Source organism: Stutzerimonas marianensis (genome assembly GCF_022810315.1).
Taxonomy (GTDB): domain Bacteria; phylum Pseudomonadota; class Gammaproteobacteria; order Pseudomonadales; family Pseudomonadaceae; genus Stutzerimonas; species Stutzerimonas marianensis.
Window position 1 is genome coordinate 304,571 of record NZ_JALGRD010000004.1, and the last position, 24,325, is coordinate 328,895.

The 24,325-nt window shown below is 64.7% G+C and carries 19 protein-coding genes and 1 pseudogene; 17 read left to right on the forward strand and 3 right to left on the reverse strand.

The genetic code is table 11. The features are described 5' to 3' along the window. Nucleotides 1-9: 9 nt before the first annotated feature. Nucleotides 10-549: a DUF421 domain-containing protein gene (locus MST27_RS09160; protein WP_243605657.1), complete on the reverse strand. Its 540-nt coding sequence runs from the start codon at nucleotides 547-549 to the stop codon at nucleotides 10-12. Nucleotides 550-626: 77 nt separating this feature from the next. Next, a complete protein-coding gene (locus MST27_RS09165; protein ID WP_243605658.1) occupies nucleotides 627-1,271 on the reverse strand; it encodes a 3'-5' exonuclease in 645 nt (214 codons plus the stop codon). Between the two features lie 569 nt (nucleotides 1,272-1,840). Here MST27_RS09165 and pedF point away from each other — a divergent pair. The 8 genes from pedF to MST27_RS09205 all read left to right on the forward strand — a co-directional run bounded on the left by pedF (nucleotide 1,841) and on the right by MST27_RS09205 (nucleotide 11,151). Beyond that, entirely contained in the window at nucleotides 1,841-2,278 is a 438-nt protein-coding gene (pedF, locus tag MST27_RS09170) for a cytochrome c-550 PedF (protein WP_243605659.1), read from the forward strand. 5 nt (nucleotides 2,279-2,283) lie between these two features. Beyond that, on the forward strand, nucleotides 2,284-3,171 hold the full coding sequence (locus MST27_RS09175) for a substrate-binding periplasmic protein (RefSeq protein WP_243605660.1): 888 nt from the start codon (nucleotides 2,284-2,286) through the stop codon (nucleotides 3,169-3,171). Nucleotides 3,172-3,346: 175 nt separating this feature from the next. Beyond that, nucleotides 3,347-3,436, forward strand: a complete 90-nt coding sequence (kdpF, locus tag MST27_RS09180; RefSeq protein WP_243605661.1) for a K(+)-transporting ATPase subunit F — start codon at nucleotides 3,347-3,349, stop codon at nucleotides 3,434-3,436. Nucleotides 3,437-3,444: 8 nt separating this feature from the next. Then, a complete protein-coding gene (kdpA, locus tag MST27_RS09185; protein ID WP_243605662.1) occupies nucleotides 3,445-5,157 on the forward strand; it encodes a potassium-transporting ATPase subunit KdpA in 1,713 nt (570 codons plus the stop codon). A 5-nt stretch (nucleotides 5,158-5,162) separates the two neighbouring features. Further along, nucleotides 5,163-7,208 (forward strand): potassium-transporting ATPase subunit KdpB, encoded by a 2,046-nt coding sequence (kdpB, locus tag MST27_RS09190; RefSeq protein WP_420864235.1) that lies wholly within the window; start codon nucleotides 5,163-5,165, stop codon nucleotides 7,206-7,208. 24 nt (nucleotides 7,209-7,232) lie between these two features. After that, nucleotides 7,233-7,805 carry a potassium-transporting ATPase subunit KdpC gene (kdpC, locus tag MST27_RS09195; protein WP_243605756.1) on the forward strand — a complete coding sequence of 191 codons (573 nt, stop codon included), beginning with the start codon at nucleotides 7,233-7,235 and terminating at the stop codon, nucleotides 7,803-7,805. Continuing rightward, complete coding sequence (locus MST27_RS09200; RefSeq protein WP_243605664.1) at nucleotides 7,805-10,462, forward strand: sensor histidine kinase; 2,658 nt, start codon at nucleotides 7,805-7,807, stop codon at nucleotides 10,460-10,462. The genes kdpC and MST27_RS09200 overlap by 1 nt, the downstream gene beginning before the upstream one ends. Then, complete coding sequence (locus tag MST27_RS09205; RefSeq protein ID WP_243605665.1) at nucleotides 10,459-11,151, forward strand: response regulator; 693 nt, start codon at nucleotides 10,459-10,461, stop codon at nucleotides 11,149-11,151. Before MST27_RS09200 ends, MST27_RS09205 begins: the two co-directional genes overlap by 4 nt. Before the next feature lie 30 nt (nucleotides 11,152-11,181). Here the strand turns inward: MST27_RS09205 and MST27_RS09210 are convergent, their stop codons facing one another. Further along, nucleotides 11,182-12,378: an MFS transporter gene (locus tag MST27_RS09210; RefSeq protein ID WP_243605666.1), complete on the reverse strand. Its 1,197-nt coding sequence runs from the start codon at nucleotides 12,376-12,378 to the stop codon at nucleotides 11,182-11,184. Between the two features lie 301 nt (nucleotides 12,379-12,679). Here MST27_RS09210 and MST27_RS09215 point away from each other — a divergent pair, with 301 nt between their 5' ends. The 9 genes and pseudogenes from MST27_RS09215 to MST27_RS09255 all read left to right on the forward strand — a co-directional run bounded on the left by MST27_RS09215 (nucleotide 12,680) and on the right by MST27_RS09255 (nucleotide 24,251). Further along, on the forward strand, nucleotides 12,680-14,458 hold the full coding sequence (locus MST27_RS09215; RefSeq protein ID WP_243605667.1) for a PQQ-dependent methanol/ethanol family dehydrogenase: 1,779 nt from the start codon (nucleotides 12,680-12,682) through the stop codon (nucleotides 14,456-14,458). A 1,290-nt stretch (nucleotides 14,459-15,748) separates the two neighbouring features. Further along, a pseudogene (locus MST27_RS22580) lies at nucleotides 15,749-17,388 on the forward strand (aldehyde dehydrogenase family protein). Nucleotides 17,389-17,762: 374 nt separating this feature from the next. Continuing rightward, nucleotides 17,763-18,881: an NADH:flavin oxidoreductase gene (locus tag MST27_RS09225; RefSeq protein ID WP_243605668.1), complete on the forward strand. Its 1,119-nt coding sequence runs from the start codon at nucleotides 17,763-17,765 to the stop codon at nucleotides 18,879-18,881. 166 nt (nucleotides 18,882-19,047) lie between these two features. Further along, on the forward strand, nucleotides 19,048-19,119 hold the full coding sequence (gene pqqA, locus MST27_RS09230) for a pyrroloquinoline quinone precursor peptide PqqA (protein ID WP_003253598.1): 72 nt from the start codon (nucleotides 19,048-19,050) through the stop codon (nucleotides 19,117-19,119). 49 nt (nucleotides 19,120-19,168) lie between these two features. Further along, nucleotides 19,169-20,080 (forward strand): pyrroloquinoline quinone biosynthesis protein PqqB, encoded by a 912-nt coding sequence (gene pqqB / locus MST27_RS09235; protein WP_243605669.1) that lies wholly within the window; start codon nucleotides 19,169-19,171, stop codon nucleotides 20,078-20,080. Between the two features lie 81 nt (nucleotides 20,081-20,161). Further along, nucleotides 20,162-20,914: a pyrroloquinoline-quinone synthase PqqC gene (gene pqqC, locus MST27_RS09240; RefSeq protein ID WP_243605670.1), complete on the forward strand. Its 753-nt coding sequence runs from the start codon at nucleotides 20,162-20,164 to the stop codon at nucleotides 20,912-20,914. Nucleotides 20,915-20,940: 26 nt separating this feature from the next. Beyond that, nucleotides 20,941-21,216: a pyrroloquinoline quinone biosynthesis peptide chaperone PqqD gene (gene pqqD / locus MST27_RS09245; protein WP_243605671.1), complete on the forward strand. Its 276-nt coding sequence runs from the start codon at nucleotides 20,941-20,943 to the stop codon at nucleotides 21,214-21,216. Beyond that, nucleotides 21,188-22,342 (forward strand): pyrroloquinoline quinone biosynthesis protein PqqE, encoded by a 1,155-nt coding sequence (gene pqqE / locus MST27_RS09250; protein ID WP_243605672.1) that lies wholly within the window; start codon nucleotides 21,188-21,190, stop codon nucleotides 22,340-22,342. Before pqqD ends, pqqE begins: the two co-directional genes overlap by 29 nt. Nucleotides 22,343-22,367: 25 nt before the next feature. Beyond that, on the forward strand, nucleotides 22,368-24,251 hold the full coding sequence (locus tag MST27_RS09255; protein WP_243605673.1) for an alpha/beta hydrolase family protein: 1,884 nt from the start codon (nucleotides 22,368-22,370) through the stop codon (nucleotides 24,249-24,251). The last annotated feature ends 74 nt before the right edge of the window (nucleotides 24,252-24,325 follow it).

The window sequence follows — 24,325 nt, forward strand, 5'->3', positions numbered from 1 at the left end:
CCCGGGCCCTCAGAGCGGTACGTCGCGCGGGCCCGGCGTCATCACCCCGGAGAGGCTGGAGCGGCTATCGGCGGAGCCAGCCTTCACCACGCTGAAACTGCCGTCGGTTTCGAGAATGACCGCTTCGACCTCGTCCAGTGCTGACAGGCCGCTCGAACGGATGGCCGAGCGGACTTCATCCTCGGTTACCCGCGCCGCCCGCATCGCGCCGCCCAGCATCATGCCCTGGTAGAACAGCAGGGCGGGTTCGCCCGTCACCATCTTTCTCACCCAGCCCACGCGCACGCTCGTCCAGGTAACCAGGTATTGCAGGCCGATAAGCAGCGCCAGCGCCAGCGTGCCCTCGGCGAGCGACACATCGCGGTTGAGCAGGATAGTGGCGAAGGTCGACCCCAGCGCGACGGTGACGATCAGGTCGAAGGCGTTCATCTTCGACAGCGTCCGGCGACCGGAAAGGCGCAGCAGCACGATCAGATTGATGTAGGCGAGCACGCCGATGACCAGAGTGCGGACCAGTGTCGACCAGCCGCTGAAAAACATGCCTTCCACCTGCACCTCCTCGTGAGCGTCTGTGGGGTAGACGCCATCGCGACCGAGGGGTTGCAGCGGGTGCGTGATGGAGCGACCTATGGGGTTGAATTGCCGAGCGGCATGATGCGGTCGGCCAGCAGCCGTTCGGGGTCATCGCCCAATGCGAGAAAGACCTGCAGCGCGGCATACGCATCGCTTGCGGCATACCGACGCTGCGCCTCGCTCAGGACCGGGTTGGCCCAGTTGGAGGTGGAAATGCTCCGTGACTTGCTGACACGGGCGCCGAGTACGCCCGCCACAGCGCCACGCAAGCCGACCTGGCCCTTCTTGCCCTGGTAGCGCAGCGTCGTGCCGAGGTCGATGAACGGGCGCAACTCGATGTCAAGCCGCGTGCGCAAGCGCGAACGATCGCTGCCCAGGCCGAAGCCCACCTTCAACACCTGTGTGGCCTCCAGCACCGTCCTCGCCGCTGCGACTGCACCCTCGACGCCGACCTGAAACAGAAAGGCCTTCTCCGGCGTGGCGAGCTGGATCAGATGCGGCCCGGTAGAAACCTCCCCTGCTCGAAAGGTCGGCTTGGATTCGGTATCGAAGCCTACGTGGCGCCAGGCCATGAGCGCGTCGACCGCTTCGGCCAATTGCGCGGGTGTCTCCGGCGTGACGATGCGCTCGCTGGGTAGTGGCTCCAGGCGGGGCAGGGTGTCCAGGTCGGTAATCAGGGGAATGCGGATCAGGGGCATCGAGGTACTCGGCAGGGGAAACGGCAAGACGGTAGGAGAGGCTTTCAGACAATAGCCGGTTCATAGCGCCGATGGAGCATCGAATGCCTTCGTGGCAATGCCGCACCGAAGCGCGGAGGGCATTGCGTCAACCGAGGCAGCCAAAGGGTTACGACGGGGGTGCGGCTTGGCTCCCGATGCGCAGTTTCTCTTGTCCCACTCAACCGGGCAATCGCGGGAGCTGCCCGTCGCGGTGCCCTGGAAGGTCGCGTAGTGCCGGCGTGCGCCGGACAGGGCGGCGTCCGTCCGATTGGCCTCGTTGAATCTGCCATCTACAGATTGGCGTCGTCAGGTTGGCGCCGGCGAGATCGGCCTTGTTCAGCCTACTCATCTCCAGGTTGGCCAGTCGAGATCTGTGTTTTCGCCTGGCTCCATGAGTGCCGCGCAGGCGCCAATCGCCCTACTACCAAGGAAGGAGATGCCGACCACCAAAGCAGGATTCAGCTGATCCCGCACGGCCTCCAAGATGCTCAGCACGCGCTCCGACTGGGGCGGCCTTGCTCAGTACTCGAAAACCAACGGTGGTAGCCATGAACAATAAAATCGCACGGCGCACGCTCTTCGCTGCAGGTCTGCTGGGTTTCGCCGGCCTGGCCCTGGCCCACGGGGACGTCACGCCCCAGAAGGTCGAAACCAAGGGCCTGACGCCGCTGGGTGAGGAATGGGTAGACGAGAACCCGTATCGGGCACCCAGCGAAGACCATGACAAGGCCGTCGAGATCGGCTCGTCCGCCTACAACCAGAACTGCGCCCGCTGCCATGGCCTCGAGGCGATCTCCGGCGGGATCGCCCCCGATCTGCGTGAGCTCGAAGCCAGCTACGACGGTGACGAGTGGTACAAGGAGCGCGTGATCAACGGTGCGGTGCGCGACGGTGCCGTGTATATGCCGCGCATGGCCGACTACCTCAGCCAGGAAGCGCTCTGGGCGATCCGTACCTATATCGAAAGCGAAGCAGCCAAGCGGTGATCGCCATGCGCCAGTTGTTCGCAGGTCTGTGCCTGTTGCTGGCCTGCGCGCTGGCCCGGGCGGATATCGTCAAGGTCCGCGCGTACGACGACATCATCGATTCGGGCGTGCTCAAGGTCGCCATGTACGAGCGGTTTCCGCCGTACAGCTTCATCGCCGACGGAGAGCCGCGCGGCGTCGATGTCGAGCTGGCGAACGCACTGGCCGAGCGCCTGGGGCTGAAGGTCGAGCTGCTCTGGGTCACGCCGGACGAAACGCTCGACGATGACTTGCGCAACTTCATCTGGAAAGGCCACTACCTGCGGCCAAACGTGCTCGCCGACGTGATGATGCGCGTGCCCTACGATCGAGAGTTCGCCTACAAACAGAACGAACTGGGCGAGCTGATCAACGAGCTGGTGGTGATGTTCGGGCCGTACCAGCGCGAGCGCTGGCAGTCGGCCTATGACGATCGCCGCGTGAAGGCATTGTCCAGTGTCGGCGTGCTGCGCTACCACCCGGTCGGGGTCGAGGTCGAAAGCGTGCCGTCGTTCTACCTGGCCTCGGTATTCAACGGCAGCATCGCCAAGATGCTTCACCATTACCCGACCGCCCAGGCGGCGTTCGCGGCCATGCGGGCCGGGGAGGTCGACGCCACCATGGCCATGCGCGGCGAGATCGACTGGTTGCTGCACGAGGCCCGCGACAGTCACCTCAGGCTCGGTGAGAACGCCTACCCCAACATGGGCAAGCAGGCGTGGGACCTGGGCATGGCCGTGCACGAATCCAACCGCCAACTGGCCTATGCGCTGGAAGGCGAGCTGGAAACCTTGATACGCGACGGTGACGTCGAACGCCTCTACGCGCGCTACGGTCTGCGCTACGAATTGCCGGAGCTGTACCAGGCGGAGTGAGGCATCGAGCCCCTCCGGTACCTGGGGCGGGTTTGACCAGAGCCCCGCGTACCCACAACCGCAACAGAAAAATACGCGTTCTTTACGCCGGCAAAGCGGTTCGGCAATCGAATCTTTACGCGCGCCCGGCCGACCATCTCCGTACCTGCAATCACGCGTCGTACGGAGCCATCCCATGTCCTTTCTCGACGGGCTTTCACTGAGCCTGGCCATCCTCCTGTTCGTCTATCTGCTCGCAGCGCTGCTACGCGCCGAACGCCGTTAGGGGGTCGCATGAACGTCAATGACTACGGGCTGATCGCGGCTTTCTTTCTCATGGTGTTGCTGCCGGCGCCTTGGCTGGGTCGCTACCTGTACCGCGCAATGGAGGGCCAGCGCACCTGGCTGACACCCGTGCTGCAGCCGGTCGAGCGCCTGTGCTATCGCCTCGCGGGTGTGGATGGCGAGCGCGAGCAGGACTGGAAAAGTTACAGCCTTGCATTGCTGTCGCTGACCGCGGCGAGCTTGCTGGCGCTGTTCGCCATCCTCGTGCTTCAGGCTCACCTTCCGCTGAATCCTCAGGCCGTGCCCGGCATGAGCTGGGATCTGGCGCTCAACACAGCGGTGAGCTTCGTCACCAACACCAATTGGCAGGCCTACAGCGGTGAGGCGCAACTGAGCTATTTCAGCCAGATGCTGGGGCTCGGCGTGCAGAATTTCGTCAGTCCGGCGGTCGGCCTGGCGGTGCTGGTGGTGTTCTGCCGAGCGCTGGCACGTCGCTCGTCTCGTGACGTCGGCAATTTCTGGGTCGATCTGACGCGTGCCGTGCTCTACGGCCTGCTTCCGCTGAGCCTGGTGCTGGCTCTGCTGCTGGTGTGGCAGGGCGTCCCGCAAAGCCTGCATAGCTATGTCAGTGCCGTCACGCTGCAAGGCTCGGAACAGAGCATTCCGCTTGGCCCGGCCGCCAGCCAGATCGCGATCAAGCAGCTGGGCACCAACGGCGGCGGCTTCTTCGGCGTCAACTCCGCGCATCCGTTCGAGAACCCGACGGCCTGGAGCAACCTGCTCGAGATGGCTTCGATTCTGCTGATTCCGGCGGCCCTCGTATTCATGTTTGGCCACTACGTTCGCGATCTGCGTCAAAGCCGCGCGATCCTGGCCTGCATGCTGGTGCTGTTCTGCCTCGGGCTCGGTGCCACCTTGTTGGCCGAACATCAACCGAACCCGGCCTTCAATGCGTTGCCGGTCGAGCAGGGCGGTTCATTCGAAGGCAAGGAAAGCCGGCTGGGCATTACGGCTTCTGCACTCTGGGCGACGGCCACCAGCGCGGCGTCGAACGGATCGGTCAACGCCATGCACGACAGCTTCAGCCCGCTGGGCGGTCTGGTGCCCATGTTCAACATGATGCTGGGCGAGATCATTTTCGGCGGTGTGGGCGCCGGGCTGTACGGGATGCTGTTGTTCGTCCTTGTCACCGTGTTCCTGGCGGGCTTGATGATTGGCCGCACGCCGGAATACCTGGGCAAGAAGCTCGAAGCGCAGGAGGTTCGGCTGCTGGTTGCGACCTTGCTGGTCATGCCGCTCGGCGTGCTGGTACTGACCGCGCTGGGCGTGAGCTTCGCGGGACCGGCCGAGTCGATCAGCAACCCCGGACCGCATGGGTTCAGCCAGATCCTGTACGCCTATACGTCCGGGACCGGAAACAACGGTTCGGCCTTTGCCGGCTTCGGCGCCGCGACGCCCTATCACAACCTGATGATGGCCCTGGCCATGTTGCTGGGGCGCTTCGGATTCATCCTGCCCGTGCTGGCCATCGCCGGAAGCCTGGCGGCGAAAGCGTCGGTGCCGGTCGATGCGAACAGCTTTCCCACCCATGGGGCCCTGTTCGTCGTGCTGTTGAGCCTGGTGATCCTGCTCGTCGGTGGCCTCACGTTTCTTCCTGCGCTGGCACTGGGGCCAGTCGCCGAACACTTCTCCCTGCTCACCGCGTCCCAAGGAGCCTTGTGATGAACATGCCCGACATGACAATCGATAGGGCGGCGAAGCCGGCTGCGACCGAATTCAGCTCCCTGTGCGGACCCGCACTTCTGCAGGCATTCATCAAGCTCGATCCACGCCGTTTGTGGCGCTCGCCCGTCATGCTGGTCGTCGAAATCACAGCGATATGCACGACACTGTTGTGCCTGCTGCCGAACCCCATGGTGGCGACCAGCGTGGCGGTACAGATTGCGCTCTGGCTCTGGTTTACCGTGCTGTTCGCCAACTTTGCCGAAGCCCTGGCCGAAGGTCGCGGCAGGGCGCGTGCCGATAGTCTCAAGGCCGGCGCGACGGGGCTTGAAGCGCGCCTGCTGGACCAGGCGGGTAACTACCAAAGCGTACCGGCGAGCACGCTACGACGCGGCAACGTCGTGCGCGTCGAGGCGGGTGAACTCATTCCCGGCGACGGGGAGGTCATCGAAGGCATCGCCGCGGTCAACGAGGCGGCCATCACGGGCGAGTCGGCGCCGGTCATCCGTGAGTCCGGGGGAGATCGCTCGGCGGTCACGGGTAATACTCGGGTCGTCTCCGACTGGCTGCATGTGCGCATCACCAGTGAACCCGGCGAGTCCACCCTGGACCGCATGATCGCGCTCGTCGAAGGCGCCAAGCGACAGAAAACGCCCAACGAGGTTGCGCTGGACGTGCTGTTGATCGGCCTGACGTTGATCTTTCTGGTGGTGGTCGCGACGCTCCAGCCGTTCGCCCGGTTCGCCGGCGGGGACATCCCGCTGATCTACCTGGTCGCTTTGCTGGTGACCTTGATTCCCACCACCATCGGCGGGCTGCTCTCGGCCATCGGTATCGCCGGCATGGACCGTCTCGTCCGGCTCAACGTGATCGCCAAGTCGGGCCGCGCCGTGGAAGCTGCGGGTGATGTCCAGGTCCTGCTGCTCGACAAGACCGGCACCATTACCTTCGGGAATCGTCGCTGCACGGCGATGTTCAAGGCTCCTGGCGTCACTGCGACCGAACTCAGCTGGGCCGCGCTGCTCTCGTCGCTGGCTGACGATACCGCGGAGGGTAAGTCGATCGTCGAGTACCTGCGCGCGCTTGACCCGGTCCAGGCACCGGTGGCTGGCGAGCTACGCAGCATCGCCTTCACGGCCGAGACCCGTCTCTCCGGCGCCGATCATGACGGCCGGCGCTATCGCAAGGGGGCGGTGGACGCCGTGTTGGCCCACCTTGGCCTTGGCCGCGACCAGCTACCGGAGGTGCTGGCGAGGGAGATCAAGGCGATCGCGCAGAGTGGCGGGACGCCGCTACTGGTCTGTGCCGACGAGCGACTGCTTGGCGCGATCCATCTCAAGGACGTGGTGAAGCCTGGCATCCGCGAGCGCTTCGCCGCGCTGCGCCAGCTCGGCATCCGCACGGTGATGGTCACCGGTGACAATCCTCTGACCGCGGCTGCCATCGCCGCCGAGGCAGGCGTGGACGATGTGATCGCCGAGGCAACGCCGGAGAAGAAACTTCAGCGAATCCGGCAAGAGCAGGCCGAGGGCCGGTTGGTCGCCATGTGCGGCGATGGTGCGAACGACGCGCCGGCCCTGGCGCAGGCCGATGTGGGTCTGGCCATGAACGACGGCACGCAAGCCGCCCGCGAGGCCGCGAATCTGGTCGATCTGGATTCCGATCCGACCAAATTGCTGGACGTGGTTCAGGTAGGCAAGCAACTGCTGGTGACGCGTGGCGCCCTGACGACCTTTTCGATCGCCAACGACGTGGCGAAGTATTTCGCCATTCTTCCGGCACTGTTCATTGGCATCTACCCGCAGCTCGACGCGCTGAATGTGATGCAGCTGCACAGCTCGGCGAGCGCGATCCTTTCCGCGATCATTTTCAATGCGCTGATCATTGTCGGTCTGATTCCGCTGGCATTACGCGGCGTGAACATCAAGGCCGCCGACGCGGCAAGCCTGCTGCGGCGCAACCTGCTCATATATGGCGTCGGGGGCCTGCTGGCTCCCTTCGCCGGCATCAAGCTGATCGACCTTCTACTGATCCATGTCGGGCTCGTCTGAGCACGCCCTGCCGGAGTACCCATGATGTTCAAGCATGTACGGCCCGCGCTCGCCGCGCTGGTCACGATGACAGCCCTCACCGGCATTCTGTATCCGCTGTCGGTCACCGCGTTGGCGCAGCTGGCGTTCGACGAGCAGGCCAATGGCAGCCTGGTGCGCGACGAAAGCGGGCGCGTCAGGGGCAGCTGGCTGCTGGCGCAGCCCGTCGAAGGCGCGCAGTGGTTCCACCCGCGTCCATCGGCTGTCGATTACGCAACGGTGGCGAGTGGGGCGAGCAACCTGGCGCCCAGCAACCCCGTACTGTTCGAGCAGGTGCGGCAAAACGCAGCGGACTGGGCAGGGACGCGCGGAAAACCCGTGCCGCTTGAGCTGGTCACCACGTCCGGCAGCGGCCTGGACCCTCATCTCAGTCTCGAGGCCGCCCTGTTCCAGGCCGAGAGGATCGCGGCGGCGCGGGGGATACCATCGCAGCGACTGGTGGCGCTGGTTCGGGTGCATGCGCAAAGGCCCTGGATAGGGCCGACCGTCGTCAACGTGCTGGCTCTGAATCTGGCATTGGCGGAGAATCCAGCTCCCGATTTCGCCGAGAGAAATTGATGAGCGACGCCCAACGTGCCGATGCGCTGCTCCTGGATTCGCCCCGTGAGGGGCGGGGTCAGCTGAAGGTGTTTCTCGGCGCGGCTCCGGGAGTCGGCAAGACCTACGCCATGCTTCAGGCCGCGCAGCGCCAGCGGCAGCTTGGGCGGGACGTGCGGATCGGCATTGTCGAAACCCATGGCCGTGCCGAAACCGAAGCCATGCGGGTCGGCCTCGTCGAGCAGCCCATGGTCCGGCGCGACCACCGAGGTGTGGCGCTGCAGGAAATGGACCTCGACGGCTTACTGAACGTCCGCCCGCAACTGGTTCTTGTCGATGAACTGGCGCATAGCAATGCACCGGGCAGCCGGCACGCCAAGCGCTGGCAGGACGTACTCGAGCTGCTCGATGCGGGCCTCGATGTCTACACCACGGTTAACGTTCAGCATCTGGAGAGTCTCAACGATCAGGTGCGCGCCATTACCGGCGTGCAGGTCAGGGAGACGGTGCCTGACTGGGTGCTGCAGGAGGCCGATGACATCCTGCTGATCGATTTGCCCCCTCGTGAACTGCTCGAGCGCCTGCGTGAAGGCAAGGTCTACGTGCCGGAGCAGGCGAGAGCCGCGATCGATGCCTTCTTCAGCCAGACCAACCTGACAGCGCTGCGCGAACTGGCCATGCAGACGGCCGCCGCTCGTGTGGACGCCGACCTGCATCGTCGCCATCGCCTGCTGGGACAGGCTGCCCCGGCCGTGCGTGGCCGCCTGCTGGTCGGCATCGCCGGGAATGCGGAGGCCGAAGGCCTGGTGCGGCACGCGGCACGCGTGGCCGAACGCCGCCATTTGCCGTGGTCCGTGGTGCATGTCGATACCGGAACGAGCCGTAACGAGGCTCAACTGGCGCGCTTGCAGACCGCGCAGGCCCTGGCCGAGCGCCTTGGTGCGGAGGTCGTGGAGCTGCGCGGCGAGCGCGTCGCGAGAACGCTGCTTGACCATGCGGCGGCGCGGCGTGCGAGTGTCCTGCTGGTCGGCGGACGCGGTCGGGCCCGTCGACGCTGGGCCATCTGGCAGCCTTCCGTCGCGGAGCAACTAATCCGTGCTGGTTGCGGGCTGGAGATCAGCGTGCTCGCGCAGACGCCGCCCGACGAGCCCGTTCGCTCTCCGAGCCGCAAGGCCTGGAACCGGCGAGACTACCTGCTCGCCGTACTCGCCACCGGGGGCGCGACCGCTATCGCCCTGTTGCTGTCGCGCTTTCTTGCGCTGCCCAACATCTCACTGGTGTTTCTCGCCGCGGTGCTCGTGGTCGCGGTACGAAGCAGCCTCGGGCCGGCGTTGGCTTGCGCCGGTCTGTCCTTCCTGCTGTACGATTTTCTGTTCATCCCGCCGACCTTCACCTTCATCGTTGCACGGCAGGAAGACGTCCTGACGCTGGTGTTCTTCCTGTTGATGGCCGTGCTGTCCGGCAACCTGGCCAGTCGACAGCGCAGGCAGTTCCAGGCCCTGCGTCAGACGCAGGCCGACACCACGGCCTTGCTCGAGCTTTCCCGCCAGCTCGGCGCAGCCACCGACGCGCAGGCCGTCGCCACCGCTGCCGTCCGCCAGCTGAAACAGACAACCGATCTTCGGGCAATCGTGACCACGCGTGAAGGGCGTGGTAGCTGGAGGTTCCTTGGTGACAGTGCGCCGACGCTGACCGAACAGGAGCTGGCGGCCGCGGAATGGGCGTTCGAACATGGCCAGCCCGCGGGGCAGGGTACGGACACCTTGCCAAGCGGACGCTGGTGGTGGCTGCCCTTGAGCGGGGATGAGCGATCGCTCGGCTTGCTGGGAATCGAACTCCCGGTTCCCAGCCGTACCGCGCAACAGACACGACGCCTGGTTGCGGCGCTGGCGCAACCCCTGTCCCAGGCACTGGGGCGTGCCACGCTTGCCGAACAGCTCGAGGCTGCCCGGCTTCATGGGCAGACCGAAGAGCTGCGCAGCGCGTTGCTCGCCTCGGTGTCCCATGACTTGCGCACACCGCTGACGGCCATGCGCGGCGCCATCGACAGCCTGGCCAGCCTGGGCGACAGCATGAGCGAGTCCGACCGGCAGGAGCTGCTCGAGGCGACTCGCGACGAGGCGGAGCGCCTGGATCGCTACATCCAGAACCTGCTGGACATGACACGCCTTGGCCATGGTGGTCTGAAGCTGATCCGCGACTGGACGGCCCCGGGGGATATCGTCGCCAGCGCCGTGCAGCGCTTGAAACGCGTGCTCGCCGACCTGCGGCTCGACGTGCGGCTGCCGGACGCGCCGCCGCTGCTGTATGTGCATCCGGCGTTGATCGAACAGGCGCTGGTCAATGTGCTTGAGAACGCGGCACGCTTCTCGCCCGTTGGCGGTCGCCTGGAGATCGCGGTCGAATCCGATGCGCGGGCCTTGCGGTTCATCGTGAGTGACGAAGGCCCGGGCGTACCCGAGGCCGAACGCAAGAAGATCTTCGACATGTTCTATACCGCAGCGCGAGGTGACCGCGGTGGCCCGGGCACCGGCCTCGGCCTGTCCATCTGCCAGGGCATGATCGGTGCTCATGGCGGTCGGGTGGCGGTCACGGACGGGCTCGACGGGCGCGGGACGGGCGTCATCCTGGAATTGCCGCTACAGCCTCAGCCCGAACTCGAAAAGGATGCCTCTTGAATCAGTCCGCGCGCATATTGGTCGTCGACGACGAGCCGCAGATTCGCAAGTTCCTCAGAATCAGCCTCAACTCTCAGGGCTATGAGGTAAAGGAGGCCGCCAATGGCCATGAAGGCCTCGCCATCGCCGCGCTGGAAAAGCCCGATCTGATCGTGCTCGACCTGGGCTTGCCGGATATCGACGGTCAGTCGGTACTCGAGGAGCTGCGTGTGTGGAGCCAGGCGCCGGTGCTCGTGCTGTCGGTACGCTCCGGCGAATCGGAAAAGGTGAAGGCCCTCGACAACGGCGCCAACGACTACGTCACCAAGCCATTCGGTATCCAGGAATTCCTCGCGCGGGTGCGTGCACTACTGCGCCAGGGGCAGGGTGCCTCAATCGAGCCGACGCAGCGGATTTCCGGGCCCCTCTGTATCGATTTCGCTTATCGGCGGGTCAGCCTCGATGGGCAGGACGTTGGCCTGACCCGTAAGGAATACGCCGTACTGGCGGCGCTCGCCCGGCACGCCGGTCGTGTGGTCACGCAACAGCAGTTGCTGAAGGACATCTGGGGCCCGAGTCACAGCGGTGACAGCCATTACCTGCGGGTGGTGGTCGGGCATCTGCGGCGCAAGCTGGGCGACGATCCCTCAGCGCCTCGATTCATCGCCACCGAAGCCGGCGTCGGCTATCGGCTGGTTGGCTGCGAGTGATCGGACTCGCCGAAGGCTTCGGCAAGCCCTTCAGCTTTCGCGCATCCGCGGGTGCCGAAAGAACCCGATTGCCGAGGGCGTTGCCAGGGCGATCACGGCGAGGCCCAGAATGGTGATCGCCGTGGCCAGGCCGAAATGGTCCGCGATCCAGCCGGCGGCGATCAGTGGCACGATACTGCCCACGTAGCCACACACCAGATAGGTCGAGATCAAGCCCGAGCGCTGCGCCGGACGTGCGATCCGGTTGACCATGCTGATGCCGGCCAGCAGGCACAGGCCGTGGCCGATGGCTGCGCCGCAGACGCCAATCATGAACACGGTCGGCGACCCCAGTCTGAAGTTGAGCACCAGCATGGCGTTGCTCAGCACCACGGCCAGCAGGCCGAGAAGGCCGCACCAGCGCAGGCTCATCCGCGCGGACAACAGTTGTACGGTTGCCGAGGCCAGCAGAATCACGCCAATTGCGGTGCCGCTGACGATGGGCCCGTGCCAGGGCACCATCTGGTCGAGGAACAGCGGCGCCATCGAGGCATACACGCCAAACACGCCGAAGGCGAAGAAGGGGCAGGCGCAGGTCAGGGCGAAGGCGAGCGAGTCGGCGCGGTCCGCCCACGCCAGCCGAGGGACGAAGGCGCGCCAGCTCGGGGCCTGCGGTGCCGGCGCGCTCGTCCCCTTGAGTTCGACGCGCATCAGGGCGTAGACCGCCAGCACGCCGAGCACCAGCGTCGGCACGTAGGTCGAGACCAGCGGATGGGCGAACCACTGGCCGATGATGCCGCCCGTGATCGGCCCGAGCCCGAAGCCGAATGCCAGGAGAAAGCTGGTGATGGTCGATATCCGTTGCGACGCGCCCTCGCGCGAGATCTGCACCAGGCCCACGGAAGCGCTGGTGACGATCAGGCTGGACGAAAGCCCGACGGCGAAGCGCCCGATGTTCAGGCTGGTGAGATGCCAGGCGAGCATGGTGAGGAGGGTGCCGAACCAGCCGAGCAGCAGCCCGGCCATCATGACCCGGCGAAATCCAAGGGTGTCCGACAGACGCCCCATGAACAGCAGGCCACACAGCGCGCCAACCATGTACACCACGTAGATCAGCGATATCTCGCTGGTGCGCAGCGCCCAGGCGGCCTGGTAGAGCGGGTATAGCGGCGAGATCAGGGCCGTGCCCATCACACCGACGCACATGGCGAAGCACACCCAGGGAAAGGGGGACCAGGTTTCTTTCATTTCGAACCTTGAGGGAAAAACAGACGGTAGCCATCGGCGAGGCCCGGGGGAGGGCGGCGCACATCGATAGGTGCCTACTGTATCGGTTGTCCGTCGTCGCCGGGCGTCCATTTACCGGATGATTGTCGCGCTACACCGCTGGGCGTGGCCTGTCTCGTGCGAGCGGCCGGGTATTGCTACCAAGGAACTACGGAAATCGGTACTGCGTTCAATTGTTGGCAAAGGGCCGTCATCGAAGAATCGCAACACACCGGGAAAACTTCCCGGCGACGATAACAATGAACCCGCAGAGGTAGCCGCAATGAAGCACACCGGTCTTCGCAAGCCCTTCGCCCTGAAAGCGCTTTGCGCCGCCGTGGCGTTATCCAGCGTGTCGTCGTGGGCAGTCACCGATCAGGAAATCCTCGATGACGCCAAATCCACCGATCAGATCGTCACCAATGGGCTGGGACTGCAAGGCCAGCGCTACAGCACCCTGGACAAGCTGACCGTCGATAATGTGACCGAGCTGCGGCCGGTATGGGGGTTCTCGTTCGGTGGCGAGAAACAACGCGGGCAGGAAGCCCAGCCGCTGGTCAAGGACGGCGTCATGTACATCACCGGTTCCTATTCGCGCGTGTTCGCCGTCGACGCCCGCACGGGCAAGGAACTGTGGCAGTACGACGCGCGCTTGCCCGACGGGATCATGCCGTGCTGTGACGTGATCAACCGCGGCGTCGCGCTCTACGAAGACATGGTCATCTTCGGCACCCTCGATGCCAAGCTGGTCGCGCTGAACAAGGACACCGGCAAGGTCGTCTGGAAGAAGGAAGTGGCGGACTACAAGGCCGGCTACTCCATCTCCGCCGCGCCGATGGTGGTCAAAGGCAAGCTGATCACCGGCGTGGCCGGTGGCGAGTTCGGCGTGGTCGGCAAGATCGAAGCCTACAACCCAAAGAACGGCGAACTGCTCTGGACCCGGCCAACGGTCGAAGGCCACATGGGCTACGTTATGAAGAACGGCAAAAAGGTCGAGAACGGCATCTCCGGCGGCGAAGCCGGCAAGACCTGGCCGGGCGACCTCTGGAAGACAGGCGGCGCTGCTCCCTGGCTCGGTGGCTACTATGACCCGGACACCGACTCGCTGCTGTTCGGCACCGGCAACCCCTCTCCTTGGAACTCGCATCTGCGCCCGGGCGACAACCTGTATTCCTCCTCGCGACTGGCGCTGGACCCGGAGGACGGCTCGATCAAATGGCACTTCCAGTCCACGCCGCATGACGGCTGGGACTTCGACGGGGTGAATGAGCTGATTTCCTTCGACTACCAGGAAGGCGGCAAGACCATCAAGGCAGCCGGTACCGCGGACCGCAACGGCTTCTTCTACGTGCTCGACCGCACCAACGGCAAGTTCATCCGCGGCTTCCCCTTCGTCGACAAGATCACCTGGGCCAAGGGCCTGGACAAGGACGGGCGCCCGATCTACGACGATGCCAACCGCCCCGGCAAGCCGGGCGACGCGGACAAGGGCTCGTCGGTGTTCGTCGCACCGTCCTTCCTCGGCGGCAAGAACTGGATGCCCATGGCCTACAGCCAGGACACCGGACTGTTCTACGTGCCCTCCAACGAGTGGGGCATGGACATCTGGAACGAAGGCGTCGCCTACAAGAAGGGCGCGGCCTACCTGGGTGCCGGCTTCACCATCCATCCGCTGAACGAGGAATACATCGGCGTGCTGCGCGCCATCGACCCGAAGACCGGCAAGGAAGTCTGGCGCTACGAGAATTACGCGCCGCTGTGGGGCGGTGTGCTGGCGACCAAGGGCAACCTGGTGTTCACGGGTAACCCTGAGGGCTTCCTGATGGCGTTCGACGCCAAGACGGGCAAGAAGGTGTACGAGTTCAACACCGGTTCGGGCATCGTCGGCTCGCCCGTCACCTGGGAGATGGATGGCGAGCAGTACGTCTCCGTCCTCTCTGGCTGGGGCGGCGCTGTTCCGCTGTGGGGCGGCGAAGTCGCCAAGCGTGTGAAGGACTTCAACCAGGGCGGCATGGTCTGGACCTTCAAGCTGCCGAAGGACCGGGCGGTCGCCCAGCGCTGATCCGCCATGCACCCGAAACCCCGCTGCCTGGCGGGGTTTTTATTTGCCCGGGCGAATAAATTCGCCCCTACGGTGCGTGCGGGGCCGACCGGTTGGCGGCACCTGTAGGGCCGAATTTATTCGGCCAGCGGAGTACGGGGCTTCACCGAAGTGCCAAACGGTACCCCGTTGGGCAAATAAATTCGCCCCTACGGTGCGTGCGGGCCCGATCGGTTGGCAGAACCTGAAGGGCCGAATTTATTCGGCCATCGGAGTACGGGGCTTCACCGAAGTGCCACACGGTACCCCGTTGGGCAAATAAATTCGCCCCTACGGCGCGTGCGGGGCCGATCGGTTGGCAAATCCTGTAGGGCCGAATTTATTCGGCCAGCGGAGTACGGGGCTTTACCGAAGTGCCAGGTGGCACCCCCCCGGGCGAATAAATTCGCCCCGACGGAGCGTGCGGGCCCGATCGGTTGGCAGAACCTGTAGGGCCGAATTTATTCGGCCAGCGGAGTACGGTCCATACCGAGGTGCCAGACGGCACCCCCCCGGGCGAATAAATTCGCCCCTACGGTGCGTGCGGGCCCGATCGGTTGGCAGATTCTGTAGGGCCGAATTTATTCGGCCAGCGGAGTACGGGCCATACCGAAGTGCCAGACGGCACCCCGCCGGGCGAATAAATTCGCCCCGACGGCGCGTGCGGGGCCGATCGGTTGGCAAATCCTGTAGGGCCGAATTTATTCGGCCCGCGGAGTACGGGGTTTCACCGAAGTGCCAGCCGGAACCCCGCCGGGCGAATCAATTCGCCCCTACGGTGCGTGCGGGGCCGATCGGTTGGCAGATCCTGTAGGGCCGAATTTATTCGGCCCGCGGAGTACGGGGATTCACCGAAGTGCCAGCCGGCACCCCGCCGGGCGAATAATTTCGCCCCTACGGTGCGTGCGGGGCCGATCGGTTGGCAGATCCTGTAGGGCCGAATTTATTCGGCCCGCGGAGTACGGGGATTCACCGAAGTGCCAGCCGGCACCCCGCCGGGCGAATAATTTCGCCCCTACGGTGCGTGCGGGGCCCATCGGTTGGCGTCACCTGTAGGGCCGAATTTATTCGGCCAGCGGAGTACGGGGCCATACCGAGGTGCCAGACGTACCCGCCGGCCATCGCGCTAACGCCTTGCGCCTACTACCAAATAACGAACTCATCGCGCCGTTGGGTGCATTTCGGTGGTGTGTGTGGGCTGCCTAAGATCGTTCCATGTCCTGACCATTTCCCGGCCAGGCTCCTACAAGCAAAAAAACAGAGAGGCCGCTCATGATCTACGCCCAACCCGGTACAGAAGGCGCCGTCATTTCCTTCAAGCCACGCTATGGCAACTACATCGGCGGCGAATTCGTCCCGCCGGTCAAGGGTGAATATTTCGTCAACACCTCGCCGGTCAACGGCGAAGTGATTGCCGAATTTCCCCGTTCGGGCGCCGAAGATATCGAAAAGGCGCTGGACGCCGCCCATGCCGCGGCCGATGCCTGGGGCAAGACCTCCGTCCAGGATCGCGCACTGATCCTGTTGAAGATCGCCGACCGCATCGAAGCCAACCTGGAAAAACTCGCCATCGCCGAAACCTGGGACAACGGCAAGGCCGTTCGTGAAACCCTGAACGCCGACGTGCCGTTGGCAGCCGACCATTTCCGTTACTTCGCCGGTTGCATCCGCGCACGGGAAGGCAGCACCGCGGAAATCAACGAGCACACCGCGGCCTACCACTTCCACGAGCCGCTGGGCGTCGTCGGCCAGATCATTCCCTGGAACTTCCCGCTGCTGATGGCCGCTTGGAAACTGGCGCCGGCCCTGGCCGCCGGCAACTGTGTGGTCCTCAAGCCCGCCGAGCAGACGCCGCTGTCGATCGTCATCCTCGCCGAGCTCATCGGTGATCTGCTGCCCGCCGGCGTGCTGAACATCGTGCAGGGCTTCGGCAAGGAAGCGGGTCAGGCGCTCGCCACCAATACCCGCATCGCCAAGATCGCCTTCACCGGCTCGACCCCGATTGGCTCGCACATCATGCGTTGCGCGGCCGAGAACATTATTCCGAGCACCGTGGAGCTGGGCGGCAAGAGCCCGAACATCTTCTTCGAGGACATCATGCAGGCCGAGCCGGCGTTCATCGAGAAGGCCGCCGAAGGGCTGGTACTGGCCTTCTTCAACCAAGGCGAGGTGTGCACCTGCCCGTCACGTGCACTGATCCAAGAGTCGATCTTCGAACCCTTCATGGACGTGGTCATGAAGAAGATCACGGCCATCAAGCGTNACTGGCCTTCTTCAACCAAGGCGAGGTGTGCACCTGCCCGTCACGTGCACTGATCCAAGAGTCGATCTTCGAACCCTTCATGGACGTGGTCATGAAGAAGATCACGGCCATCAAGCGTGGCAATCCGCTGGACACCGACACCATGGTCGGCGCCCAGGCGTCCGAACAGCAGTTCGACAAGATCCTGTCCTACATGGAGATCGCCGAGCAGGAGGGCGCGCAGATCCTCACCGGCGGTGCCGCGGAGAAGCTCGAGGGCAACCTGTCGACGGGTTACTACGTGCAGCCGACCCTGATCAAGGGCCACAACAAGATGCGCGTGTTCCAGGAAGAGATCTTCGGGCCGGTAGTGGGCGTCGCGACTTTCAAGGATGAAGCCGAGGCGCTGGCAATCGCCAATGACACCGAGTTCGGCCTGGGCGCCGGCGTCTGGACCCGCGACATCAACCGCGCCTACCGCATGGGCCGCGGAATCAAGGCCGGCCGTGTCTGGACCAACTGCTACCACCTGTATCCAGCGCATGCCGCGTTCGGTGGTTACAAGAAGTCCGGTGTCGGTCGCGAAACCCACAAGATGATGCTCGACCACTACCAGCAGACCAAGAACCTCTTGATCAGCTACGACATCAACCCGCTGGGCTTCTTCTAGCCAGCAGTTTTCAACTCGGAGGATCCGGCGCGTTCGCTCCAGCGCGCCGGTTTGACTGGCTCGCACTGCGGTGCGGGGATCGGTTGGGCGCAGGCGGTGCCTGATCGGTTCATCAACGCGACGCGACCCCATGGGTCGCGTTTTTTTTGGCTGGTGGTTTTTTTGGTGCGGCAACTGGAGTGATGGCAAAAGAGGACCTATTCGCGGAAATTCGGCGATCTTCGCGTTGGGCGAAACCAAGCGCTCAACCAACTCCCCATCGGCCGGTTCGCCTTAGATTGTCCGATACCGGCGGGGACGACGGCGGACTGAACCGAACTCCAACGCCCATGCCCCTCTCAGATTCAGCAGACCCCACTGATGAGGAGCCACCCATGCCCCGCTTGTTCGACCCCCTCAAGCTGAACGCTCTGACACTTCCCAACCGTGCCGTCCTGGCCCCGATGACGCGTGTCAGTGCCGAGCCGGAAGGCATGGCCAACGAGATGATGCGTGACTACTACCAGGCCTTCGCCGAGGGTGGCTTCGGCATGCTCATTACCGAAGGCATCTACACCGACACCGCCTACAGCCAGGGCTATTTCAATCAGCCAGGGCTGGCGACCGAGGCGCATCGCGACAGCTGGGTACCGGTCGTCACCGCAGTTCACCAGGCAGGCGCGGCGATCGTGGCGCAGCTGATGCACGGCGGCGCTCAGACCCAGGGCAATATCCACCATGCCCGCCACGTCGCGCCCTCCGCCGTGCAGCCGGACGGGCGGCAGTTGAGCTTCTATGGCGGTGAGGGACCTTACGCTACGCCGGCCGAAATGACTGAAACGGAGATCCAGGAGGCGATCGAAGGCTTCGTTCAGGCTGCCCGCCATGCGCGTGCGGCGGGGTTCGATGGGGTCGAGCTGCATGGTGCCAACGGTTACCTGCTGCACGAGTTCATGAGTGCGGAGTTCAACCAGCGCACCGACCGGTGGGGCGGCGACTACAAGGCGCGGCTGGCGTTGCCGCTGGAGGTCATTCGAGCCGTTCGCGACGCCGTCGGGGCGGACTTCGTCGTCGGCATGCGCTTGTCGCAGGGCATGGTGACCAACAGCCGTCTGAAGTGGGACGGCGGCGTCGAGGCGGCGCGCGATCGTTTCGTGACGCTCGCTGGCGCTGGCCTCGACTACCTGCACGTGACCGAGTATGACGCCAGCGCACCGGCCTTCGACGGAGGGCCGAGTCTCGCGGCAATCGCCAAGGAATGCGTGTCGATCCCTGTCGTGGCCAACGGCGGTATCGCGACCGGCGCACAGGCCGAAGCCTTGCTCGAGCGCAGCGAGGCCGAACTGCTGGCGATCGGCAAGGCCGCGCTGGCCAACCACGACTGGCCGATCCGCGTTCGCGAGGGCATCGGGCTGACCGAATTCGATTACGACATGTTTTCGCCGATGGCGACCCTGAGCAATGAACTGGGCTGGCGCGGCACGCATGGGCGTTCGGCGACGCGCAACGGCTGACGAACGGTCTGCCTGGCTCTGGCGCAAGGCCTGGCGAGGGTAGGGCGCATGGCACTACCAACGCAGGGCGCGGTCTCCTTCCAAAGTACCATTCTGCTTTTCGCAGAGCTGGGTGCTTAATGCGGTGTCGGAATACGTCCGGCACCAGACAAGAGAGGAACCTGCCATGTGGACTAAGCCTGCTTTCACCGACCTGCGTATTGGTTTCGAAGTCACCATGTACTTCGCCAACCGCTGATCGATCTGCCCCGGCCCCGGCCGGGGCTCCGCTTTTCAGGGAGCTGCCCATGCATATCCAGATTCTCGGTTCGGCTGCTGGCGGCGGCTTCCCCCAATGGAACTGCAATTGCGCCAACTGCGCAGGGCTGCGCAACGGCACGCTGCGCGCTCGGCCTCGCACCCAGTCCTCGATCGCCATCAGCGACAACGGCGAAGACTGGATCCTGTGCAACGCCTCACCGGACATCCGCGCGCAGCTCGAATCCTTTCCCAAGCTGCAACCGGCGCGTGGCCCTCGGGACACTGCTATCGGCGCGATCATCCTGCTCGACAGCCAGATCGACCACACCACCGGCCTGCTGACCTTGCGCGAGGGCTGCCCGCATGACGTCTGGTGCACCGAGATGGTCCATCAGGACCTCACGACAGGCTTTCCCCTGTTCAGAATGCTCGAGCACTGGAACGGTGGCCTGCGCTGGAATCCCATCGCGCTGCAAGGGGATTTCACCATTCCGGCCTGCCCGGGCCTGAAGTTCACGCCGATCCCGCTGCGCAGCGCCGCACCGCCTTACTCGCCGCACCGCAACGACCCGCACCCCGGTGACAACATCGGCCTGCTGATCGAGGACCGGACGACCGGCGGGACCCTGTTCTACGCGCCGGGCCTGGGCAAGGTCAGCCCGCAATTGCTCGATTTGATGCGCGGCGCCGACTGCCTGCTGGTGGACGGCACGCTCTGGCGCGACGACGAGATGCGCGTCCGTGAGGTGGGCACCAAGCTCGGCTCGGAGATGGGCCATCTGCAGCAGAGCGGTCCCGGCGGCATGATCGAGGTGCTCGACGGCATGCCTGCCGCACGCAAGATCCTCATCCACATCAACAACACCAACCCCATCCTCGACGAGGACTCGGCCGAGCGGGAAATCCTCGGCGAGCATGGCATCGAGGTGGCATTCGATGGCATGAGCATCGAGCTTTAGCACGACGACAGCACACCAGACACGACCTCATCGAAGCCCGTCGCGCCGCCAGCGCAGTCGGGCCGGACCAAGGAAGCCTTCATGACCCTGCCAGCCATGACCCCCGCCGAATTCGAGCAGGCGCTGCGCGCCAAGGGCGACTACTACCACATCCACCATCCTTTCCATCGGGCGATGTACGAGGGCCGCGCCACGCGCGAGCAGATCCAGGGCTGGGTCGCCAACCGTTTCTACTACCAGGTCTGCATTCCGGTGAAGGACGCGGCGATCATGGCCAACTGCACGGACCGCGATGCCCGCCGCGAATGGGTCCAGCGCATCATCGATCACGACGGTCGGCCGGGTGAGGAAGGGGGGATCGAAGCCTGGCTACGGCTGGCCGAAGCCGTGGGGCTGGACCGCGAACAGGTGTTGTCTCAGGAACTCGTGCTGCCCGGCGTGCGCTTCGCGGTAGACGCCTACGTCAATTTTGCACGCCGCGCCGTCTGGCAGGAGGCGGCCAGCAGTTCGCTGACCGAACTCTTCGCGCCGACCATCCACCAGTCGCGGCTCGACGCCTGGCCGCAGCACTACGGCTGGATCGATCCGTCCGGTTATGACTACTTCCGCAAGCGGCTGAAGGAGGCGCGGCGGGATGTCGAGCACGGCCTGCGCATCACGCTCGAGCACTACACGACGAGGGAAGGCCAGGAGCGGATGCTCAACATCCTGCAGTTCAAACTCGACGTGCTTTGGAGCATGCTCGACGCCATGAGCATGGCCTACGAGCTGGATCGCCCGCCGTACCACACCGTCACGCGCGAGCGCGTCTGGCACACCGGCATCAAGCCATGAACCAGGCCCCGATCGAGGAGCAGGCAATGACTGACATGCTGACCCGTATCCCGGCGTTTCGCCGTGGCTTTCGCTTCCAGTGGGAACCCGCGCAGGACTGCCACGTGCTGCTCTACCCGGAGGGGATGATCAAGCTCAACGAGAGCGCTTCGGCCGTGCTCGGCGAGGTCGACGGTACGCGCACCGTTGGCGCCATCGTCGCCGAGTTGCAGGCCCGCTACCCGGATGCCGAGGGCATCGAGGAAGACATCGTCGCGTTCCTGGAGGTCGCCGTTGAACGGTTCTGGATCGAGCTTCGCTAAGCCGGGCTTCGAGCCGGGGCCGCCGCTTTGGCTGCTGGCGGAGCTGACCTACCGTTGCCCGCTGCAGTGCCCCTACTGCTCCAATCCGCTGGATTTCGCCCGCAACCATGACGAGCTGAGCACGGCCGAATGGATCGATGTGTTCCGTCAGGCGCGTGAACTGGGCGCGGCGCAGCTCGGGTTTTCCGGTGGCGAGCCGCTGGTGCGACAGGACTTGGCCGAACTGATCGCGGCGGCCCGCGGACTCGGCTACTACACCAATCTGATCACCTCCGGTATCGGCCTGACCGAAAGCAAGATCGCCGCGTTCGCTGATGCCGGGCTCGACCATATCCAGATCAGCTTCCAGGCCGCGGACGAAGAGGTGAACAACCTGCTCGCCGGATCGAAAAAGGCGTTCGCGCAGAAGCTCGCCATGGCCCGCGCGGTCAAGGCGCACGGCTATCCGATGGTGCTCAACTTCGTCACCCATCGGCACAACATCGATAACATCGACCGCATCATCCAGCTCTGCCTGGAGCTGGAGGCGGATTTCGTCGAGCTCGCGACCTGCCAGTTCTACGGCTGGGCGGAACTCAACCGCGCCGGCTTGCTACCAAGCCGCGCGCAACTGGAACGTGCCGAGCGCATCACCAACGAATGGCGCGAGAAGCTCGCTGCCGAAAACCACCCCTGCAAGCTGATCTTCGTCACGCCCGATTATTACGAAGAGCGACCCAAGGGCTGCATGAACGGGTGGGGCAATCTCTTTCTCGACATCACGCCCGATGGCACTGCGCTGCCGTGCCACAGCGCCCGACAGCTGCCGATCACGTTTCCGAACGTGCGCGAGCACAGCATCGAGCAGATCTGGAAGCACTCGCTGGGCTTCAACAGGTTTCGCGGTTTCGACTGGATGCCCGAACCGTGCCAGTCCTGCGACGAGAAGGAAAAGGACTTCGGCGGCTGCCGCTGCCAGGCGTTCATGCTCACTGGTGACGCCGCCAACGCGGACCCGGTATGCAGCAAGTCAGCCCATCATGGCGCCATCCTGGCTGCGCGTACCCAGGCCGAGCAGGCACCGCGCGGGCTGGATGAGCTGACCTTCCGCAACGAGCAGGCTTCCAGGTTGATCCTCAAGGTTTAGCTGGCTGCCGGCCACGAGTACGCTGATGACCAAGACGGAAGAACCCTACGGCTTCTGGCCGAGTGACTGGACGGCCGAGGATGCCGCTTCCGCGAGCTGCGATTTCGCCGAACTGCTTGCGGGCCACGGCGGGGCTTTCTGGATCCAGTACGACCCAGCCGACGCCCGCAACACGCTCTGGTACTGGCGCGACAATCAGCTCCGATGCCTGACCCCGGCCGGTTATTCGCTGCGCAGCCGTGTCTACGAGTACGGCGGTGGCGCCGTCTGCCTGACCGACGAGGGCGTCGCGTTCGTCAACGAAGCGGACCAGCAGGTCTATCTGCAGCCGCTGGAGGCGGGTGCTCAGCCGACCGCTCTTGGCCCCGGGGGAGACCGTCGCTATGGCGATCTGCGGTTTGATGCGAAGCGGCAGGCGGTTCTCGCGATCGAGGAATCACACGAGGAAGCGGCTGTAACCCACCGATTGGTAAGCCTTTCGTTAAGGAATGGAGCGCGCTCCGTACTGGTCGAAGGGGCCGATTTCTATGCCGCACCGACGCTGGATTCCGCCGGCGAACGCCTGGCCTGGATCGCTTGGCAGCGGCCCGATCAACCCTGGACGGCCACCGAGCTCTGGTGTGCACCCTACAGCGCCGACGGCCGCCTCGGGCGCGCTGAATGTATCGCTGGCGCGAACGGAGGCGAGTCCCTGCAGCAACCACGCTTCGCGCCGGACGGCACGCTGCATTGTTTGAGCGACCGTGACGGCTGGTGGCAGCCCTGGCTGCTTCAGGATGGCACCTGGGTGCCGGAACGCCGTTGCGCCCGCGCAGCGTTCGATCACGCGCCCGCGCCCTGGCAGCTCGGCACTACCAGCTATCTGCCGTTGGGCAACGGCGATCTGCTGCTGACGCGAATCGTCGATGGCTACAGCCTGTTGTTCGAGTTGAAGGCAGGCGCGCAGGCGCGAGCATTGGCAACGGCGTTCAGCCGCTGTCGGCAGCTCGCCGCGGATGCGCACCGCTATTACTGCATCGCCGGCTCGCCAGGCCTGACGCCGGCCGTGCTGGCCATCGACCGGCATGACGCCCGGGTGGAGGTGCTCGCTGGCGGCGAGCGCCCATTGCCGACCGCTCACCTGTCGCACCCGCAGCCGTTCAGCTTCTCTTCCGGATCGGGCGAGGCCGCCCACGCCTTCTTCTATCCACCGACGCATGCGACTGTGCAGGGGCCACCGGACGCACGACCGCCTCTGGTGGTCTTCATGCATGGCGGGCCGACTTCGGCCAGCTACCCGGTCTTCGATGCGCGCATTCAGTATTGGACACAACGCGGCTTCGCTGTCGCGGACGTCAACTACCGGGGCAGCAGCGGTTTCGGCCGGGCTTATCGGCAGCGGTTGCATGAGGCCTGGGGCGTGGTGGATGTCGAGGACGCCTGCGCTGTGGTGCGCTGTCTGGCACTGCGCGGCGAGATCGACCCGGCACGTACCTTCATTCGTGGCGCCAGCGCGGGCGGCTACAGTGCGTTGTGTGCACTCGCCGCAGACGCCGGCTTCGCGGGCGGGGCGAGCCTTTACGGTGTCAGCGACCCGCTGGCGCTGCGCCGGGTCACCCACAAGTTCGAAGCGGATTACCTCGACTGGTTGATCGGAGACCCCATCCTCGACGCCCGGCGCTACCGCGAGCGGACACCCTTGAAGAACGCAGCGCAGATCAAGGTGCCGGTGATCTTTTTCCAGGGCGGCCTGGATGCGGTCGTCTTGCCGGAGCAGACCGAGGCGATGGTCGAGGCGCTACGTGCCCGCGGCATTCCTGTCGAGCACCATCTTTATGCCCAGGAGCGTCACGGCTTTCGGCAGGCGGCCAATCTGGCCGATGCGCTCACACGCGAGTGCGGGTTCTACCAGCGGCTACTGCGTCGATGAGGCCCGTTGCGCAGCCGTTGCCTCAGGTCGTATGCGCCTATTTGCCGATTGCTTTGGCAGCCGAAAGCAGTAGG